Raw genomic sequence first — 19780 nt, 5'->3', positions numbered from 1 at the left:
ATCCTATTCCTTGGCAAAGAGGGGCCCCGCTGCACCGGCCGGCTCGGGACGGGCGGGCGTCGCGATCGGGGCGGGACGGCGGTCGCGCAGCCGCGCATGGGCATAGAGCCCGGCGGCCACCCCCGCCATCGCGTAGAAGGGCGTGTCGAGATTGGGGTAGGGGCGGGCGATCATCGCCTGCAGCACGATCGCCATGCAGCCGCTGACCATCGCGGCGCCGGTCCGCGTGGCGGCGCTGTCGAGCCCGCGCAACCCCCGGCCCAGCGTCGCCAGCGCCAGCAGGAACCAGAGCTGCAGCAGGCTGCCGGGAAGGCCGAAGCTGCCGAGATTGGTCATGATCCAGCTCGACGCCCTGACGCTGCCGATCCCGATGCCGAGCCCGTAACTGTCGGCGAAGTTGCGCAGCGCCTGCATGTTCCAGCTCATCCGCTCGACGCCGGACTCGCTGTCCATCTTGTTGAAGATCAGCGTGTCGAGCACGATCGGCACGCTCGGCACGAAGTTGTAGATCAGCACCACGCCGCCGATCGCCAGCGGGATCGCCATGCTGAGCCCGAGATAGAGGCTCGCCACGCCCTGCACCCGCGCCGCCGAGCGGACATGCCACAGCAAGAACAGCCCGGTGAAGCTCACGAAGGCGACGATCCCCGAGGTGGACATCGAGCGTAGCAGCAGCAGCGCCACGAGGATCAGCGTCGCGAGCGTCCAGCGCCCGCCGCGATCATCGAACCAGAGCTTCAGCCAGAAGCCATAGAGCCCGACGGTATAGAAGGCATAGGCCGAAGGCTCGGGAAAGCCGCCGATCAGCCGCCGGATATCCATCAGGCGCTGATCGTCGAGCATGGCGTAGTTCATGGTGCGAAAGCCCTCCAGCATCCATGGCAGACCGGCGGCATGACTGCCCAGATCGACGAAGGACACCCCCGCGTGCACCATGGTGGAGATGGTCATCGCGCGCAGCGCCTGGTCCGGGCGGCCCCAATAGGCGAAGGCCGCGGCCAGAAGCACGTAGGACGAGACCGACAGCGCGAAGCGGACGAGCTGGCCGATATTGTTGCCGGTCGGGCGCAGCGGCGCCAGCAAGAAGCTCAGCCGGCCCTCGATCTGGCCGAGGGTAAAGAACTCGGTCTGGCCGCTGAACACCCGGGGCAGGAACACCGCGCCGATCGTCGCCAACAGCATCAGCAGCATCAGCGGAAAGCCGGGCCGGGCGGGGCGCATCGTGCCGAACAGCCGCGCGAAGCCCACGGGGCGACCGAGGCAGGCGACCCAGAGCGCGACGACGCAAAGATCGGTCAAAGACAGGTCGCCAAGGCCCGGGAGCGACAGGGCGGCGGCGCTGCGGAAGGTCATCGAGGCGAAGAACACCCATAGCCCCCGCACCGGCCCGAGCCAGAGGATGGCGCCGAACATCAGCAGGGCGATGGGCGTGGTGGTCGGGTGCAGCATGCGCTCGCCGATAAGGTGATTTACTATTTCGGCGTACACGTATGAGGCCGCAAGCCCCAGCCCCTAAACGACCCTGCAGCGCCGATCCGTCACGATTTGTCCGTTTGCTGGGCAGGTTGCGATGCGGGGATGCGGATCCCGACGCGCCGGGATCGTCCCGTTTCCGACCGTACCCCCATGGCGCGGCGAAAGCGCCACCTTCCGGTGGCGCTTTGCCGTGGTTCGAATGCTGGGCGGGATCAGATGAAGCCGATATCGTCCGCGGTCAGAAGCGCGTTGTGGAACAGCACCGTGGTCTCGCCGTAGACCAGCTTGGTGTGACCGGCCGCGGTCTGCGTCAGGCTGTAGGTGCCGCCCTGGGTGAGCTCCACCGCGTCGATGCCAACGGCGAAGTCGAACACGTTGTCGCTGCCATCGGCCTTGTCGAAGCGGAAGGTATCGGCGCCGACCGTACCGTCGAGCGAGCCGTTGCTGTTGTCGCCCCAGAGCCCGTCATTGCCGTCGCCGCCATAGATGATGTCGTCGTCATCCCCGCCGACCACGACGTCGTTGCCCTCGTTGCCATAGAGCGTGTCGTTGCCGGCGCCGCCGAACACGAAATCGCGGCTCGCCCCGGCGTCGACGAAGTCGTTGCCGTCGCCGGCATTGATCACGTCCTGGTTGTGGCCGCTATAGATGATGTCGTCGCCACCCTTGGCGTAGATCTGGTCGTCGCTGCCGGTCGAGCGGATGGTCTCGGAATTGTTGGTCGCATAGATCCGGGCCGGCGCGACGCCGATTCCCGATGCATTGATATCGCCGCCGTTGCCCTGGACGATGTTGGGTTGGATGGCCATTCGTCGTTACTCCAAAAATGTCTCTTCTTGACGGAAGCCGCCGCGAGGTGGTTCAGGACCGTGCTCATGGAGCACCCGTTAAAGTGCAGACCGCTAACTAGAACAATTACTAGCGGTTGTATCATAGGGTGATCGCCCAAAAACAATCAAGTATTGCCTGACTTCTGCCACAATCTCGTGCGCCGCGAACACAAGTAGAGATGCATTCGCTAACAAAACCCTTATGTATCTCAGCAACTTGCTCGATGATCACGCGGATGTGTCCGTCGACTATTCTTGGAGGGTGCCTGGACTGCGGGCGCCGCCTATTGTCTGGGGACACCGCGCGACGGCAGACGACAGGCGCCGAACGATCCTTAGAAAACCGTTCAAGGACAATAACATGAGACCTATCTCGGAGAAGACGCGCCGAGCCGTGTGGCCGGTTCTGGCCTGTCTGCTGGCGCAGGTTGCGGGCGCGGATACGGCGCCTGTCGTTTCGGCCAATTCCGGATTCCAGGCCGGTCCACACCATCAGGTTGAGGGGCGGCTCGATGCGCTCGGCCTCGATTCGCTGCGCGACGGCGTGGTCTGGGGGCGAATCGAATCGCAACCCGGGATCTATGATTTCGACCGCCAGAACCAGCACGGCATCGCCGCGCTGATCGCGGCGGGCCGGGCCGGATCGATCACTATCTATCCCCGCAACCCGATCTATGAATCCGGCAACACGCTGATGGGCGAAGAGGGGATCGCGGCCTTCGCGCGATTCGCCTCAGAGTTGAAGAAGCGTTTTCCCCAGATCGACACGATCCAGGTCGGGAACGAGTTCAATTCCGCCTCGTTCCAGACCGGTCCGGCGCGCGAGATGGCGCCGCTGGAACGGGCCCGCCTGCATGCGCGGCATCTCGCCGCGCTGGCTTCGCGGCCGGAACTCGAGGGCGTGCGGATCCTTGGCGGCTCGACCCATTCGATCGCCGCCGGTTACGTCTGGGAGGTGCTCGACGCCGGTGGGGCGGCGCATATGGATGCGGTGGCGGTGCATCCCTACACCACGCCGGCCGAGCATATCCCCGGCGAGATGGCGGTGCTGCGGCGCCACCCGGAGATGGCGGGTCTCGAGATCGAGGCGACGGAGTTCGGAACGACCGATATAGACGCCGCGCCGGACCTGTTCTGGCGCAATTACTGCATGATGGCGATGGCCGGGGTGCGCCGGGCCGTCTGGTATTCCCTCGAAACCCGTGGCGACGGCTATGCCGCGATGCTGGGCGAGGATTTCGGCCTGACCCCGGTCGGGCGGGCGCTGATGCTGGGGCATGAAGAGGCGCAGGGCCGAAAGGTCGAGCCGTTCCGGCCCGACCCTTATACCTATGGCTGCCGCTTCGGCGGCGAATTGGCGGTGCTGTGGGGCGAGCGCCGCGAGGTGCAGATGCTCGATGACGACATCGAGCTGCTGACCGGCGCGCTCGATTCGATCGCCGGGCCGCCGGTTCTGGACCCGCAACGGGTGCTGGTGCTGCGGGCGCCGGGCGGCGCGGTCGATCCCTATGCGGATCTCGTGCTCGGGCCCCATGATCTGCGGGCCGACAGCTACCACGAGTTCGAGCGGCCGGTCGCGGGCGGGCGGGCCGTGGATCGCGACACGGCCGGGTTCGACCGCTACGTGATCCGCGATGGCCGGATGTACGACCTGTCGACCTGTCCGGGCCAGCAGGCCCCCGGCACGCCGTGGCGGCCCTATCTGTGCAACGCCGACCTGCCGCGCTTCGTGCTGAAGCCCGAGGACTTCACCCTCGGCGGACCGGTCTCGCTGGTGCATCGCTACAACCCCGCCGAGGCGGGTGCGCTCATAGTCGAGGTCGAGATCGGCATGCACCGGATCAGCCGCAGCGGCGTCGGCGTGGCGCTGCAGGTCGACGGGCATCCCCATGAACGCCGGGTGGTGGAGCAGGGCGCGGAGCGGCTGGTCTTCGGCCCGTTCGAGGCCCGCCCCGGCGCGCCGGTGCATATCGTGATCGACCCGAGTGGCGATCCCGGCGGCGATATCGGAACCCTGCGGATCAGGGTGCGCGATGCCGGTCCCGCGATCGCGCCGATGGGACCCGGGCTCGCGCCCACGTAAACCATCTATACACCTTGACCGTGTGGTATGCCGCAGCGTAGCAATCGCAGCGAGCGTGGCCCGGGTGGCGTCCGCTCTGTCGTTCCGCTGGCCCGACGGGTTGGCGGCGGCGACTGGCGCCATCCCTGAGGCGCCTTGTTGTTTACGAGGTATCGCAGCCGCCGGTTCCGGCGGGCCTGCAAGAGAACGAGTTTTGCCATGATCCGCCTTACCCTCCCCGGGCCCGCTCGCCTTGCTGCCATCATGCTCGCCGTCGCGCTGGTCGGGGCCCCGCTTCAGGCCGCCCCTTACCGGCTGATCGCGGGCGACCGGATCGAGATCGCGCATGCGGGGATGGAGGCGCCGGTCCAGCTTACCGTCGACACCGACGGGCAGGTGCGGCTGGCGGAGATCGGCGGCATCGACGTGATCGGCCTCACCCTCGACGAGGTCGAGGCCGAGATCGCGGCCCGTGTGGGCGCGGCCGGGCTCTACGTCGATGCGCGGGTCAATGTCGTGGTCGCCGATTACGCCCCAGTGGTGGTGACCGGCGACGTGGCGGCGCCGGGACGCTACGACTACCTCCCCGGCATGACCGTGGCCGTCGCCCTCGCCACCTCTGGCGGCAGCGAGACGCTGGGGTTGAGCCAGCTCGACCTCGCCCGGGCGCGGGCCGATGCCAAGAGCCTGCTCGAGACGCTGAACCTCGACATCGCCGGCGCCGCGGCGCGGCTGGCGCGGCTCGAGGCGGCGCTGGGGGAGGCGCCGCTCGAAACGCTGACGCCGGAGGCGGTGCGCGGGCAGGTCCCGTCGCCCGGCGCGGCGCCGTTGCAGGCGCTGGTGGAGACCGAGCGCGCGCTGCTGCGGGCCGAGCGCGAGCGGGCCGAAATGCTGATGACCTCCTGGGAGGAGGAGATCCGCACGATCGAGGCGCAGAAGCAGCTCTTCGACGAGCGCATCCTTCTGCAGGAGGAGATCGTCGCCAACACCGCCGAGGCGCTGCGCAACGCCCGCGAGCTGCAGGAGCGGGGGCTTCAGACCACCGCGAGCCTCAGCAGCGCCGAGGAGCGCGCCTCGGATGCGCAGGCCCGGGCGCTGGAACTGGAAACCGCGCAGATCGCCGCGACCCGCGCCATATCGGACGCGCGCCGTGCACGCGCGCAGTTCCTCGCCGACCGGGAGCGGACCAACCTCGCCGACCTGCAGGCGGGACGGATCGAGATCGACGGGCTGCGGCTGCGTCATGCGCGCGCCCTCGAACAGCTCGCGCTCTTGAGCGGCGGCGGGGCGGGGGCGTTGCTCGATGCCACGACGGTCGAGCTGGGCTACCGGCTGCTGAGCCCGCGCCCGGGCCGCGACGAGATCACCGAGATCGACGCGCAGACCCCGCTGCTGCCGGGCGACACGCTGATCGTCACCGTCACTTCGCGGCCGCTCGACATCCCCAGCTGAAATGCGCCGCCGTTGCGCGTACGGTGCCGACACCGCGATTTAGGGCGGCCGCGCCATTCTTCCCCGACATCGATTGGGGAGAGCGGCGATGGAACAGAAGGTCGTGGTGCGGGCGGACGGCGGAGCGGGCTATCTGGGGCTGCGGCTCTTCGCGGGCGAGGCGATCACCTTCGAGGTGCCGGACCGGCCCGCGAACACGCGCGTCACCGTGACGATGGGGTTCGACACCGCCGCGCCGCCGCTCGTGCAGCGCAGCGGCGACGAAAGGGTCGCGCTTTCGCCCGAGGATCTCGCGCCGCTCGGCGAGGGGCGGGCGGGGGTCTACAACGTCTGGATCGAACAGGGCCCGGGGCGCCGGTTGCTGCAGCACGGCTCGATCGTGGCGCAGCCGAGCCTAGCGCCCGTCGCGACCGCGCCGGTCGCGGGCGGGGCCGTGACGCTGGAACTGCGCGTGGGCGAGGCGGTCTCGGTCGATCTCTCGACCGGTTTCACCGGGGCCGATCTCGTGTTTTCGCTGGCGCCCGGCTCGGCCCTTCTGCCCGCCGGGCTCGCGCTCTCGAGCGCGGGTGTCCTGACGGGGCAACCCGAGATGGCGGGGCAGCACGACCTGCTGCTGCGCGCAAGCAATTCAGCCGGTTGGGCCGAGACAGGGCTTGCCATCGCGCTCGTCGCGGCCCCGGGCAGTTCGCCGGGCGCCACGACATTCGCCGCCCACCGGACGGGGCCGCGTCTCATCGTCGACGGCGACAGCACCATGGCCAATCCCGGCTTCCGCGACGCGTTGCTCTGGGCCTTGGGCGACGTGACATGGCTGCCCGACACCTACCAGCAGGCCACCGGTGGCCACACGATCCAGACCATGCTCGACGGGGCGCAGGCGGTGGTCGACCTGATCGAGCGCGACGAGACCATCGTGGTGATCGGCCCGGTCGGCGCGAACTGGGACCCGACCGATCCGGCGGCCCCCTATACCCGGTCGAAATCCAAGATGGCCGAGCTGATCGGGATCTACCGCGACGCGGGCGCGGTGGTGGTCTGTGTACCGGCTCTGCCGTCGGGCTACGACGACCCGGCCAATCCCTATACCGCCAAGCAGGACAAGTACGACGCGATCAACGCCACGCTGGCCGAGGTCGCAGCGACCGATGCCGACGTGCACATGGTCGATGTCGCCGGCTTCGACCCGGTGTCGATGAAGAACGACGAAACCCACCCCAATATCGAGCATGGCGCCGCCTATCTCGCAGGCAGGGTGCGCGAGGTGGTGCTGCCGCTGATCGCCGGCTCGCGGCTGTCCGAGGCCCCGAACCTGCTTGGCACCGCGGGAGAGTTTCCAGGCGATGCGCCGAGCGCGGTCGCGGGCGTGTCGGGCATCCAGCCGGATGGCTGGGTCTTCACCCGGATCGGCACCGCGTCATGGAACGTCGCGCGCAACGGCGCGGGCGATCTCGTCATCTCCTGTCGGGACGCGCCCGACAGCGCGCAGCTCACCCTGCGCTACAACGCCGATGTCGGCGGCGCGACGGGCGACATCTTCGACGCGATCTTCGAGGTGGAGGTCGACCCGGCCTCGACCGGCTTCGGCGGGCTGATGTCGGGCGTGGCCGGATCGACCCTGCTCGGCATGAACGCGATCACGCCGTTCCTGACGGTGCCGCCCTGGCCGCTCTTTGCCCGGTCGCGCGGTTACGCGCAGGAGGGCGCGCATGGCGTCAGGCAGGTCTCGCTCGGCCTGTCCTGCGTCGCGGGGGGCAGTGTGACCTATACCCTGAAGCGGGCGGCGATGCTGCTCGTGCGCAACGCCGCCAACGCCCTCGAGATCGCGGGCGATCCAATGAGGGCGGTCGAGGTCGGGCAGCCCTATGGCTTCGCGCCGGTGGTGTCGGGGGGCAGCGCGCCCTACGGCTTCGATCTCGCTTCGGGGAGCCTGCCGTCGGGGCTGTCGCTCGATCCCGGCACCGGGGCGATCACCGGCAGCGCCGATGCCACCGGCCGCCATGGCGGCATCGCGATCCGGGTGACCGATGCTCTGGGCGCGACCGCGACGCTCGCGCCTTTCGCGATCGAGGTGACGGCGGCGGGCGTTCCGGCGAACACCACGCCCCCGACGCTGAGCAATACCAGCCCGGCCGAGGGCGAGACGATCGGCGTCGATGTGGGGGCCTGGAGCAACGCGCCCGACAGCTTCCGCTACCAGTGGCGGCATTCCGGCAACGTCCAGGCGGGCGAGACCGGGCCAAGCCATACCATCGCCGTCGGGGTGGCCCCGCAGGTGATCACCTGCCAGGTCTGGGCCGCCAATGCGGCGGGCGAAAGCGCCGTGGCCGAGACCGTCCCGAGCGATCCGGTGGTGGCGGGCGGGGCCGCCAGCGTCACGGGCTGGAACGACAGCGACCCGGATTGGACGCATTTCGGCGGTATCGAGCAATTGCTCTATGCCGATCAGGGGCGCGGCGTCGCGGCGGTGCCGGGGATGGACGGGATGCGCAACGCGGTCGGGGCCGACGCGCTTTCGGGCCAAGTGTATTTCGAGGTCGAGCTGGTTTCGGGCGTCAATCTCGTCGGCATCGCCGATGCGCAGACCACCATCGCGACCGGCAGCCTGACCGCGGATCGCCACGGCAAGGCCGGGGGGCTGGTGTTCCACAGCGACGGCAATACCGCCATCGGCAACGCGCTGGCCGATGGCCAGCGGGCCTGCCTTGCCGTCGATACCGGGGCCGGACTGTTCTGGGTCCGGCAGGAGGCCGGGGCGTGGAACGAGGATGCGGCGGCGGACCCGGCGGCGGGGACGGGCGGCTTCAGCCTCGCGGCGCTCACCCCGCCGATCCGCGCCCATGTCCAGCTCAAGAGACAGAGCGGCGCCGAGGCCCGGCTGCATGGCAGCCGCGACCGCTGGCGCCATGCGGCGCCGGCGGGGTTCGGGCCGATCGCCTGAGATCAGCCCGTGGGCAGATCCTCGAGGTGACCGGCCAGCGTCGCGGCCGCCGCCTTCCAGGTGAACCGCTGCACCCGGGCCCGGCCCGCCTGCGCGAGGCGGGACCGCAACTCCGGCGTGGCGCAGACGCGCTCCATCGCCGCGCGCCAGCCATCGGCATCGCCCGGGTCGAGCGAGAGCGCCGCGTCGCCGCAGACCTCGGGCACCGCGCCGCCGGTCGAGGCGATCACCGGGCAGCCGCAGAACATCGCCTCGGCCGGGGGCAGGCCGAAGCCCTCGGTGATCGAGGGAAAGGCCAGCGCCGTGGCGTTGTCGTAAAGCGCGCGCAGCTCGGCATCGCTGACCCGGCCCAGCATCCGCACATCCTCGGAAGGGGTGATGCCGCCATCGGCGAAGACCCCCGCATCGCCGCCGCCCGCGATCACCAGCGGAATCGAGCGGTCGCGGCGGGCCCGCGCCGCGCGGACCAGCATTGCGAGGTTCTTGTGCGGCGCGAGGCTGCCCAATGCCAGCAGGAAGCGCCCCGGCTCCAGCCCGTGCCGCTTCAGCGTCTCGGGGTCCGGGGCGAGGCGCAGCACGTGATCGGCGCCGTTCGGAACCACCCGCGCCTTGCCCTTCGGCGCCACGCCGAAGCGTTCGAGATCGGCGCGCGCATGCTCGGAGACGGTGAGCACCATCGCCGCACGCCGCCCCAGCATCGGCTGCATCGTGCCGTACCAGCGTACGAAGGCCCGGGAGTAGGATTCGGGCTGCCGGAACGCCTGCGCGTCGTGCATCATCACCACCTGCCGCGACCGCAGCACCGGGCCAGTGTTGCACAGGCTCAGGAGCCAGTCCCGGGGCCGCGCGCGGGCGAGGGCGAGTTGCTCCCAACCATGCCCGCCGAGCTTCGAGGCGCTGGTCGTCGCCGCGTCGAGGATCGCCTTCGGCCGTTCCTCGGGCCGGACCGTGTCGCCGCGCGGCCGGATCGCGGAAAACCCGCCAAAGCGCGAGGGCAGCCCGTGTTCGAGCAGCGCCGCCACCAACTCGCTCGCAACGCGATCGACACCCGTGGGCGGCCGCATCAGAAAGCGGCCGTTCAGAACCAGATCAACCATTCAAAATCACCTTGTCGCAGGACGCGCCACGCATCCTGCCTGCGTCCCGTGCTTATGTCTTTTGGCACCGATGTCACAAGACCGACCCGCTGTCCGGTGCCTGCTCGGGTGTCGGAAATGTCCAGATGCTGCGCGAAAAGCCCAAGATCTTCGCCGGTTACGGGCGGTCAGTGGTCGCAACGGACCAATCCCCTCGGGCCAAGCCAAATCGCGGTGGCGGGTTCGGTCATTCCCATCGACGACCCGTCTCCCGGCGGGTCGAGGCTACGGTGGCATGGTTTCCGCAAGAAACTGGCCGTGCTACTCAAGGTTGAAGAGCTATATTGTCAATTTCCTTTTCGTAGTGAATATCCTGACCATTCCACAGCGAGATGCGCCGGCGATTCCCGCGAGGTCGCATAGGTGTGGGGTCGGGATAGGGGACACCGCCGCGTCCTCGGAGCCATCATCTTGACCAGTCAGGTATCGTATCGTCCCGAGATCGACGGTATGCGCGCCATCGCGGTTTCGGCCGTTCTCGTCTATCACCTCGGTATCGCCCACGGCGACGGCATCGTCTTTCCCGGCGGGTTTCTCGGGGTCGACCTGTTCTTCGTCCTGTCGGGGTTCCTGATCACCGGCATCCTTTTGCAGGAGCTTGCGGAGGGGGGGCGGATCCGGCTCGTCCGGTTCTATGCGCGCCGGGCGCGGCGGATTCTGCCGCCGATGCTGCTGGTCATGCTGGCGAGCCTGCCCGCGGCCTGGGCGATCCTGCTGCCGAGCGAGATGCAGCGCTTCGCGTGGTCCCTGCTGGCGACGCTCGGATTCGTCAGCAACTTCTTCTGGTTCGAGACGCTGGGCGCCTATGGCGCCGCCGCCGCCGATCAGCAGCCCTTCCTGCATGGCTGGAGCCTCGCCATCGAGGAGCAGTTCTACCTGCTGTTCCCTCTGGTGCTGATGCTGCTGGTCCGGCTGGGCGGAGGCCGGGCGGTGGGGGCCGGCATCGCGGTGCTGCTCGTCTCGGGTCTCGCGGTGGCGCAGTTCTCGACATGGGCGATGCCGTCCTTTTCGTTCTTTTCCCCCGCGAGCCGTGCCTGGGAGCTTCTGGCGGGATCCGGTCTCGCCTGGCTGTCGCGGCACCGTGCCGGCGTGTTGCGACGCGGCCCGCTGGCCCGGCTGGCGCCTTTGGCCGCGCTTCTGGTGCTGCTGACCTGCTTCGCGGGGTTCGAGCTCGAAGGTTCGGGCCATCCCGGCCTGCCGACCCTGCCGGTGATCCTCGCCTCCTGCGCGCTGATCTGGTTCGCGCAACCCGGCGAGCCGGTGACGGCGCTGCTCTCGACGCCGCCTCTGGTCTATCTCGGCAAGCTCTCCTACGCGATCTACCTGTGGCATTTCCCGATCTTCGCCTTTGGACGGCTCGCGAATATCGACGGGATCACCGCGGTCGACATGACCGCATGGCTGGGGTTGACGCTGGCGCTGTCGGTGCTGAGCCATCACCTCGTCGAGCGGCCCTTTCGCTTCGCTCTCCCGACCCGGGCTTTCGCGGCCGCGATCGCCGGTGCGACGGTGATGGTGCTGCTGTTCGGTGCCCTGTCGCTCGGCTCGGATGGCGGTTTCGGCCGACAGAGCGCGCGGCTCGCGCCGCTTTATGGCGACGCCTCCTTCGACAACGAGGTGCTGCAGGCGCAAAGCTGGTCGATCCTCGACGCGCTCGACCCCGATGAGAAGATCGATCGCTGGAACGCCGCCACGCCGTCGCGCCACGAGCGCGAGGCGCTGTGGTTCCGCCGGCCCGAGAGCCGCAAGGTGCTGATCATCGGCAATTCGCACAGCAAGGACATGTTCAACGCGCTGTGGCTCAACGCGGAGCGGTTCGACGGGATCGAGTTCGCGCGCTTTGCGATCGGCGCCAAGGTGCCGGAGGCGCATATCGAGATGCTGCTGCGCGCGCCGAATTTCGCGGCGGCACATGTGATCGCCCTCGCGCCGCGCTACACGCCCGAGTTCCGCGCGGCGCTGCCGCGACTGGCCGCGCTGTTCCAGCGTCACGGCAAGGAGGTCGTGGTCATCGGCGACACCGCCGAGTTCGATTCGCCCAGCGTGCTGCCGCTGTTCGACTGGCATCTCAGGAGCGCGGGCACGCGGGCGCAGCTCGCCGGGCTGAACGACCTCGCCCATGACCGCGAATCCGCCGAAGGGCGTGCGGCCGAGCGGGCGCTCGACCGAATGGCCGAGGAGCATGGCCTGGGCTTCCTGTCGCGCCGGCAACTGATCTGCGACGACGCGGCCGAAAGCTGTGCGCTGGTTTCGCCCGAGGGTCGCAAGACGATGTATGACCGCGATCACTGGACCCTCGAGGGCGCCGCGCTCTTCGGACGCCGCGCGGCCGAGGCGGGCTGGTTTCAGGAGGTCCCGACGGATCACGGCCGATCTCAGGACAGGTTTTCGAGCCTTCCAAGTAGATGAAGCGGGCCAGTCGGTCTCCTATGATGGCCTATGCCTCGGCCGGTAAGTCGTTGGGCGGATGAAGCGCGGCGGTTCTGACCAGCGGAAACCTCGATTGCGCCAGGCGCCCCTGAAACTCTCACATATTACATAAGACATATTGTGCGCATATTTTTCTTGCCCGGTCGCACTATTTTTGTCCCCGGCCATTGCCTGAAAACAGCGCCTACCGACCCTGCATTTCCGAAACGGGTGTTTCAGGCGCAACCAGGCTCGCGAAAATGCTGCGAACTGGAGATAAGTGCCAAGTCCGAAACGAGGGCGATACGGCGCATTCGATCTCCGTCCGAATTAGCCCCGCGAATCCCGATTCGGATTGAAAGGTCTTCTAAAAGCGCGGCGGTTCTCGTGATGGCTGGGGTTAGCCCGGAAGCCAAAGGCATTCGCCGGCCACTTGAGCATGCCGCAGGTGTTGCGGTGATGACAGGAAAAACGTGATTGCGGCGCGGATTGGGGGGCGGGCGGCGGGACCGGCGTGAAATTGCCGGGTTTTCGCCGGGGAATCGGTCGGTCCTTGCGCTGTGATCGGCCCCGAAGGAGCCGGTTCGGCTGGGAAACGAAGGTTTCGCGGGCTGCGGGGCGGGAACGGGTCGGGTGCGACGATTTGTCGTGTGGCGGCCCGCAGCCCGTTAACGGGTCGGGAAAGTTTCGCGGTCTAGCCTGCCCCTCGTTCCCGCCTTTCGCGGCGGATTTCGCGAGTTTCGGTAAGGCTCCGCCGATCAATGGCGGATTTCCACTTAGCGACGTGGCGTCACGACCTGAGGGACTGCACAGGCAGATCGGGCTGGATATGCATCACGTCGGAATGGGGCCGGGGATCGGTCCGCAAATGCCAAATCGGATCCGGCGATCGGGGAATGGTCGGGCGATCCAGGGAATAGGGAAGAACGTAGCAACATGTTGGCTTTCGAAGGAGCTCAGGGCTTTGGAGCCCAGGCAAAGGGCGGCCGTGGCGGCGAAGTGGTGAAGGTGACCAATCTCGACGATTCCGGCGTCGGGTCGCTCCGCTGGGCGCTCGAGGATCTCGACCAGAAGCGGATCGTCGTGTTCGAGGTCGGCGGCCAGATCGACCTGAAGGACCAGATCCAGATCAACGGCGACGTCACCGTGGCCGGCCAGACCGCGCCGGGTGGCATCACCGTGACCGGCGGCCGGCTGCGCGTCGTCGAGAGCGAGGTGATCATCCGGGGCCTGAACGTGCGGCCGGGCGATGCCGCCGACGGCAGCAAGCCCGACGACCGCGACGGCATCGCGGTGGGCAAGCGCGGCGCGACCGTCGAGAACGTGATGATCGACAGCAACTCGATCTCCTGGTCGGTCGACGAGCTGGCCTCGACCTGGGGCGCGCCGAAGAACGTGACCTTCTCCAACAACATCATGGCCGAGGCGCTGCAGAGCTCGATCCACCCCAAGGGCGATCACAGCATGGGGCTGCTGATCGGCGACGGCAGCTCGAATGTCAGCGTCGTCGGCAACCTGCTGGCCAGCAACGAGCACCGCAACGCGACGATCAAGGACGACGCCAAGCAGATCGAGTTCGTCAACAACGTCGTGCACAATTACGGGCCGAACGGGCTGCGGCTGAACGAGGGCTCGACCGCCAACGTGGTCTCGAACATCTACCAGGCCGGCCCCGACAGCGCCGGCCGCGAGGCGATCCGCCTGGAATCGCCGCAGGCCTCCACCGCCTACTACCTGTCGGGCAACGAGGCCGAGATCGCCGGCTCGGCGACCTCGAAGGTCAAGAACGACTACGTGTTCACGCCGCGCACCACCGAGGTGATGGGCACCGACGAGCTGCTCGAGCACGTGCTCTCGACCGCCGGCGCGCGGGCCCAGGGGCTGAACGCGATCGACGCGCGGATCATCGACTACGTCCGCAACGGCAAGGGCAAGATCATCGACAGCCCCGACGAGGTCGGCGGCTATCTCGACGGCGGCCTGCGCCGCGGCCCGCGCGACAGCGACGATGACGGCATCCCCGACGACTATGAGAGCCTGATCGGCTCGGACCCGAACCGCGCCGACGCGCAGGCCGACGCCGACAAGGACGGCTACGCCAACATCGAGGACTACATCAACGGCCTGATCGACGGCTTCGACACGAAGCCGGGCACAGGCGGTGACAAGGCCGGCGACACGGCCGGCGCCCCGGCGGCGCGGGCCCCGGCCCAGAGCGCGCCGGCCGCCGAGGCGGCGCCGGCGACGGGCTCGGCCGCCAAGGTGGCGCCGGGCCGCGTGGTCGAGGCCGAGACGCTGCAGCTCAGCGGCGGTCTCAGCGTCGACACGCTGAACGCGGCCTCCGGCAACGGCGTGGTCCGGGCCCGCTCGGACGCGATGCAGCGCGCCGAGATGGACTTCGACGGCGCCAGCGGCCGCTACGACCTGACCGTCAACTATTTCGACGAGAATGACGGCGTCAGCCGGCTGGCGGTGCAGGTCAACGGCCGCACCGTCGCCGAATGGGACTGGGACCAGGATCTCGGCTCGTTCAAGGCCAACAACGACACCCGGACCTCCAAGGTAATCGAGGGGCTCGAGCTCGCCAAGGGCGACACGGTGACGCTGCTGGGCACCCGCGACGGCAAGGAGCCGCTGCGCATCGACACGCTCGAATTCGCGCAGAGCACCGGCGGCGGCGACGTCGCCAAGGCGCCCAAGGCCCCCGCCGCGCCCGAGGAGGCCGCGAAGGCCGCGCCCGCCGCGACGGCGCTGCATCTCGAGGCCGAGGATTTCGACCTCTCGGGCTTCGTCGCCGAGAGCCTGAAGAACGCCTCCGGCGGCACCGCGATCCGCCGCGACGGCCGGGGCGAGCACTCCGCCGAGACCGACTTCGAGGGCGAGGCCGGGCTCTACGACATCGTCGTGAACTATTTCGACGAGAATGACGGCGCGAGCCGGCTGGCGGTGGAACTCAACGGCGAGGCGCTCGACGCCTGGATCTGGGACGCCGATCTGGGCGACCGGCTGGCCAACAACAACACCGCTGACCCGGCACGTGATCGAGGATGTCCGGCTGCAGAAGGGCGACCGGCTCAGCCTGTCGGGCGAGGATGATGGCGGCGAGCCGCTGCGCGTCGACTCCTTCGACTTCCTGCCCAACGACCTGCTGGCCGCCTGACCGGCCGGGCCCGCGACGCCGGGCCCCGGCCCGCGCGACCCCCGCGATCCCCCCAGGCGGCCCGGCCGCCCGGGGGCCATCCCCGCCGCGCCGGCCGTCCCCCGGCGCGCGCAACCCCGGCCGCCCCCGCGGCCGGGGTCTTGTCGTATCCGCGCCCAAAGCCACTCCGGAGCCACCCCTGAGCCGCACAAGCGCCCGGGACCGGGGCCGCGGTCTCAGCCGCGGCGGCCCACCCCCTCATAGGCCACGAAGCCTGCCGCGCGGACGTCGCCCGGGCTGTAGACGTTGCGCAGATCCGCCATCCGCGGACAGGCCATCCGCCCCGCCAGCTCCCGCAGGTCCAACGCCCGGAACTCGTTCCACTCCGTCAACACCACAACCAGATCAGCCCCGTCAGCGGCGATGTCAGAACCGCGTGGCTGTCTCGGCGGATCGGGGGGCCTTACCAGCTTTGTTTGCGGTCCCGGTCGGGGTGCCGTCCTTCGGCTCCTGTGACGCTGTGCCTTCCCGCAGCAAGTTGAAGCCGCCTACTTCGCCCTGCGAATCGATGATCCGCCCCGTTCTTGTGGCGACACTCTCGACGATGCGCTGGTCTATGGCGTCGAGCGCCGGGTGGCGGGCGCCCGCATGCGCGAGAACGTGGCTTTCGACCTCCGTCGCAGGGGCGATCTCGATCCCGCTGCCTCGAAAGACGGGTGTCCCTTCGAGCAGGCTCTGCGGCGTCGCCTCCCCCAGATTCTTCGCCACGTAATACGCGCCTTCGGGGCTCTTCGAGTTGCCCAGCCGGATCGGCGCGCGCGGCACCGTGTCGGGTCCCGCGATATAGGCATTGCCGACGACATGCAGCGAGCCGCCATCGACCTGCAGGCCGTTCTCGCCCCAGTTGTATACCAGATTGTTCACGAATTCGATCTGTTCGCTTTGGTTCTTGATCGTCGGGTTCCGGTTGCGGTTATGCGCCAACAGGTTTCCCGCGATGGTCACGCGCGACACCTCACCGCCACCGATCAACAGGCCCATGCTGTGCCCACCCTTTTCGTGGCCAGCCTCGTCCAGGGCCTCGGCGATGATGTTGTTCGAGATCGTCACATCCTCCACGTCCCCCCAGATCGAGAGGGTCTCGTCGATCGCCCAGGTCAGCGAATTGCCGTCGATCACGACGCCGCTGACTTTTCGCTTCGGCGTGCCGATCGAGATCGCGTCACGCGATTGCGCCGGCATGCCGGGCCCGTCGCCGGGGCGTATTCTCAGGCCGCGCAGGATGACGTTGTCGCCGACCACGCGCAGCCGCGCGCCCGTGATCGTGATGCCGCCCGGCGCGCTCTGGCCTTCGACCGTGACGTCGCCGTTGATCTCGATCTGATCGTTCAGTGCGATGATGCCGCCGATGTCGAAGGCCACGACGCGCGGCCCCTCCATGTCCTCCAGAGCCCATCGCAACGACCCGCTGCCGGTATCGGCCAACGTAGTGACCCGCAGCAACGGCCCGCCCTGCCCCCCCGTGGTTTCGGAACCGAACCCCGCATAATCGGCAGGTTTGGGCGCCATCCCCTGGGAACGGACCATGGGGGGCATCAGCAGGAGCACCGCCATCAGCATGGTGGCAAGAGCGTGTCGTCTTTGGATCAGCCGCATGGTGCAGACTTCGCCCTGTGCAAGCGCCTAGCTCACCTCGTGGGGGGCCGCGCTACCGATGAGATCCCGGAAATACTCGATCGTCCGCATGACGCCGTCCGACAATTCGACCTTCGGCGTCCAATTCAGGTGCTCCTTGGCGAGCTTGATGTCGGGGCAGCGCTGGACCGGATCGTCGCTGGGCAATTCGCGCCGGACCAGTTTAGAGCGCGAGCCGGTCAGCCGCACGATCAGTTCCGCCAGTTCCAGTACCGTCGACTCATGCGGATTGCCGAGATTGATCGGACCGATGATTTCGGGGTCGGAATTCATCATCCGGATCAGCCCCTCGACCAATTCGTCGACATAGCAGAAGGACCGGGTCTGGCTGCCATCGCCGAAGATCGTGATGTCCTCGTTGAGGAGCGCCTGCCGGATGAAGTTCGAGACCACGCGGCCATCCTGTGGGTGCATGCGTGGCCCGTAGGTGTTGAAGATCCGGACCACCTTGATCGGCAGGGCATGCTGCCGGTGATAATCGAAGAACAGGGTCTCGGCGCAGCGCTTGCCCTCGTCATAGCAGGAGCGGATTCCGATCGGGTTGACGTTGCCCCAGTACCCCTCGCTCTGGGGTGAGGTCAGCGCATCTCCATAGACCTCGCTGGTCGAGGCCTGGAGGATCGGACATTTCAGCCGCGTGGCAAGCCCGAGCATGTTGATCGCGCCATGGACGGATGTCTTGGTCGTCTGGACCGGGTCGTGCTGGTAGTGGATCGGCGAGGCGGGACAGGCGAGATTGTAGATCTCGTCGACCTCGACATAGAGCGGGATCGTCACGTCGTGGCGCATGAACTCGAAACGGGGATGCGTCAGGAGGTGCTCGATGTTCCGCTTGGTGCCGGTGAACAGGTTGTCGACGCAGAGCACTTCGGCACCGCTCTCCAGCAAGCGGTCGCAGAGATGCGAGCCAAGAAAGCCGGCGCCTCCGGTGACGAGAATGCGCTTCCTGCTATTGTAGACCCTTTTCATACCAAACCCTCTAAAACTCGTAAAAAAGTCCTGAAATTTACTCGACCATCATATGGCCCGCTCCGCCCCGATCGGCGGCGCGGGATCGTCGGCATAGCGAATATCGGTTCGCAACAACTCCCTCATCTTGCGGTTATCCTCCGCGTAATGCTCGGTGATGGTCCGGGCCAGATCGGGTGAGATCTCGATGAAACCGAGCTTCGCCGTGTTCCATGCATCCACCTTTTTCATGACACCGAGGGAATTGCGTCCCAGCATGCGTTTGACCGGGCGGGAAAAGGCCTCGCGGAGCGGTCGGCCTCGGGCGATCAGGTAGTGCAGCGACCGCGATCGCGATCTGCGGGCCTCGTTGATGCGCGGGAACTCCGAGCGGCCATCATCCTCAAGGCCTAGAAAATCCAGAGCCCTTCGATAGGTCTTTGCCGTGTCCGCCTGCATCTCCTCCTGGAACAGGACGAGGCAACGATCCCGGGGCACCAGCGAAAAGAGCCGCTCGAGCTGTTCGCCGAAGGCCGCCGTCCTCGTATAGACGAGGGTCGACGGGGCCCGGCAACCGGGCGGGACCCGCTCTCCCCGAGCTCGTTCGGACGAGAGGTGCCACGCCCGTTCGAAATCCGGCTCGTCCTCGTCCAGTGCCCGGAGGAGCTGTCGGTGCAGCGAGGCCAGCATCCGGACCGGATCGCGGAGCATGACGATGAAACGGGCGTCGGGACGAGCCTCGAGGATGGAGGCGATGGCGGTCTGCGAATAGAGGTACCAGACCGATGCCTCCATGAGCATGCGGGTCCGCGGAGTGGGGGTGAAGCAGGCCCGGTATTCCTCATCGTCGGAACACCGCCTGAGACCGCCCAGATCCTTGGAGTAGTAGTGGGGCTCTTTCGGTCGACTGATCGAGATGGCCGGATGTTCGGACAGGTATTGCGCCAATGCGGTGGTGCCGCATTTCGGTGCGCCAATGATATAGGCGGCAGGTGGAAACAGGGACCGGTCGGTGACGAGCGCATCACCGCGGCCGAACTCGGCAATCGACACAGCGGTTTCTCCTCACGGGAAACTATACACGCAACCGGCAAAACCTTCCGGTCGCGTCAATGGTCTATTGCTGATCAGCTAAGCGCAAATGGTGCCGTTCACGCAAGCCCCAACTTCCTGCCGGAGATGGAGCTACACGGTTACGGAAATCACCACGCCGCCAAACGCGCCCACGAGGGCAGCAAGCAGGTATCCGGTCGCTTCCATGTCGAAGCCGAAGGCGAACGATCCCAGCGCGACATAAAAAAGGGCCGTCAGGGCGCAGGAGACCGTCAGGATGGCCAGGCGGGCGAGAGGGCGGTCGGATTTCGGCGGCTTGCTCATGATCGAGTAGGAACGAAATCTACTGCCAGGCATGATATGGTGTTTTATGGCTAGTCTCCTTCGGCATGGCCAAATGACCTGAATGGCAAGGTGTTTGCCAAAAATCCCTTAACATGCACATAACGGACTCCCTCGTTGTCGAAATCATGCCCAAACTGTGGCCAAGATGTTCACAGCCCTTCAAATTGCCAGCTTGGTCGCTCGCCCCTTTTGCGCAAAACGGCGAAATATTCAGTATAATAAACGCCGTAGCCAAGGCGGAGGTCCGGAACGACGGGGCATCGTCCAGCAGACGCAATTCACCGGATATCGGCATCG

13 protein-coding genes and 1 pseudogene are annotated in these 19780 nt (G+C 67.4%); 6 read left to right on the top strand and 8 right to left on the bottom strand.

Annotated features, from left to right (window positions below):
* Window positions 1-3: 3 nt before the first annotated feature.
* Together ACRAQ3_RS17925 and ACRAQ3_RS17920 are read right to left on the bottom strand one after the other, a co-directional pair.
* Window positions 4-1449, bottom strand: coding sequence for a hypothetical protein (locus tag ACRAQ3_RS17925; protein WP_432256652.1), 1446 nt, complete (start codon window positions 1447-1449; stop codon window positions 4-6).
* 239 nt (window positions 1450-1688) lie between these two features.
* Window positions 1689-2285 carry a calcium-binding protein gene (locus tag ACRAQ3_RS17920; RefSeq protein WP_432256651.1) on the bottom strand — a complete coding sequence of 199 codons (597 nt, stop codon included), beginning with the start codon at window positions 2283-2285 and terminating at the stop codon, window positions 1689-1691.
* Between the two features lie 382 nt (window positions 2286-2667).
* On the opposite strand from ACRAQ3_RS17920, the gene ACRAQ3_RS17915 reads away from it, so the two are divergent.
* The 3 genes from ACRAQ3_RS17915 (at window position 2668) to ACRAQ3_RS17905 (ending at window position 8758) form a co-directional block, all read left to right on the top strand.
* Window positions 2668-4389: a hypothetical protein gene (locus tag ACRAQ3_RS17915; RefSeq protein ID WP_432256650.1), complete on the top strand. Its 1722-nt coding sequence runs from the start codon at window positions 2668-2670 to the stop codon at window positions 4387-4389.
* A 198-nt stretch (window positions 4390-4587) separates the two neighbouring features.
* A complete protein-coding gene (locus ACRAQ3_RS17910; protein WP_432256649.1) occupies window positions 4588-5820 on the top strand; it encodes a polysaccharide biosynthesis/export family protein in 1233 nt (410 codons plus the stop codon).
* Window positions 5821-5908: 88 nt separating this feature from the next.
* A complete protein-coding gene (locus ACRAQ3_RS17905; RefSeq protein ID WP_432256648.1) occupies window positions 5909-8758 on the top strand; it encodes an Ig domain-containing protein in 2850 nt (949 codons plus the stop codon).
* A 2-nt stretch (window positions 8759-8760) separates the two neighbouring features.
* Here ACRAQ3_RS17905 and ACRAQ3_RS17900 read toward each other — a convergent pair whose 3' ends face one another.
* Complete coding sequence (locus tag ACRAQ3_RS17900; RefSeq protein ID WP_432256647.1) at window positions 8761-9855, bottom strand: glycosyltransferase family 4 protein; 1095 nt, start codon at window positions 9853-9855, stop codon at window positions 8761-8763.
* A 450-nt stretch (window positions 9856-10305) separates the two neighbouring features.
* Between ACRAQ3_RS17900 and ACRAQ3_RS17895 the strand changes: the two genes are divergently transcribed.
* The 3 genes from ACRAQ3_RS17895 (at window position 10306) to ACRAQ3_RS17885 (ending at window position 15463) form a co-directional block, all read left to right on the top strand.
* On the top strand, window positions 10306-12303 hold the full coding sequence (locus ACRAQ3_RS17895) for an acyltransferase family protein (RefSeq protein ID WP_432256646.1): 1998 nt from the start codon (window positions 10306-10308) through the stop codon (window positions 12301-12303).
* A gap of 936 nt (window positions 12304-13239) precedes the next feature.
* Window positions 13240-15399: a hypothetical protein gene (locus ACRAQ3_RS17890; RefSeq protein WP_432256645.1), complete on the top strand. Its 2160-nt coding sequence runs from the start codon at window positions 13240-13242 to the stop codon at window positions 15397-15399.
* The gene (locus ACRAQ3_RS17885; protein ID WP_432256644.1) at window positions 15341-15463 is read left to right on the top strand and encodes a hypothetical protein; all 123 of its coding nucleotides are present in this window, start codon (window positions 15341-15343) and stop codon (window positions 15461-15463) included. Before ACRAQ3_RS17890 ends, ACRAQ3_RS17885 begins: the two co-directional genes overlap by 59 nt.
* 215 nt (window positions 15464-15678) lie before the next feature.
* Here ACRAQ3_RS17885 and ACRAQ3_RS17880 read toward each other — a convergent pair.
* The 5 genes and pseudogenes from ACRAQ3_RS17880 to ACRAQ3_RS17860 all read right to left on the bottom strand — a co-directional run.
* Window positions 15679-15864 (bottom strand): annotated as a pseudogene (locus ACRAQ3_RS17880) (UDP binding domain-containing protein); the annotation flags it as partial.
* 4 nt (window positions 15865-15868) lie between these two features.
* The gene (locus ACRAQ3_RS17875; protein WP_432256643.1) at window positions 15869-17098 is read right to left on the bottom strand and encodes a pectate lyase family protein; all 1230 of its coding nucleotides are present in this window, start codon (window positions 17096-17098) and stop codon (window positions 15869-15871) included.
* Window positions 17099-17125: 27 nt separating this feature from the next.
* Entirely contained in the window at window positions 17126-18106 is a 981-nt protein-coding gene (locus ACRAQ3_RS17870; protein ID WP_269396891.1) for a UDP-glucuronic acid decarboxylase family protein, read from the bottom strand.
* A 48-nt stretch (window positions 18107-18154) separates the two neighbouring features.
* The gene (locus ACRAQ3_RS17865) at window positions 18155-19138 is read right to left on the bottom strand and encodes a sulfotransferase family protein (protein ID WP_432256642.1); all 984 of its coding nucleotides are present in this window, start codon (window positions 19136-19138) and stop codon (window positions 18155-18157) included.
* A gap of 132 nt (window positions 19139-19270) precedes the next feature.
* On the bottom strand, window positions 19271-19462 hold the full coding sequence (locus tag ACRAQ3_RS17860; protein WP_269396893.1) for a hypothetical protein: 192 nt from the start codon (window positions 19460-19462) through the stop codon (window positions 19271-19273).
* Between the last annotated feature and the right edge of the window lie 318 nt (window positions 19463-19780).

The sequence above is a fragment of the Limimaricola sp. AA108-03 genome, assembly GCF_050847355.1.
Classification (GTDB): Bacteria; Pseudomonadota; Alphaproteobacteria; order Rhodobacterales; family Rhodobacteraceae; genus Limimaricola.
This window is presented reverse-complemented; position numbering and strand designations above follow the sequence as displayed.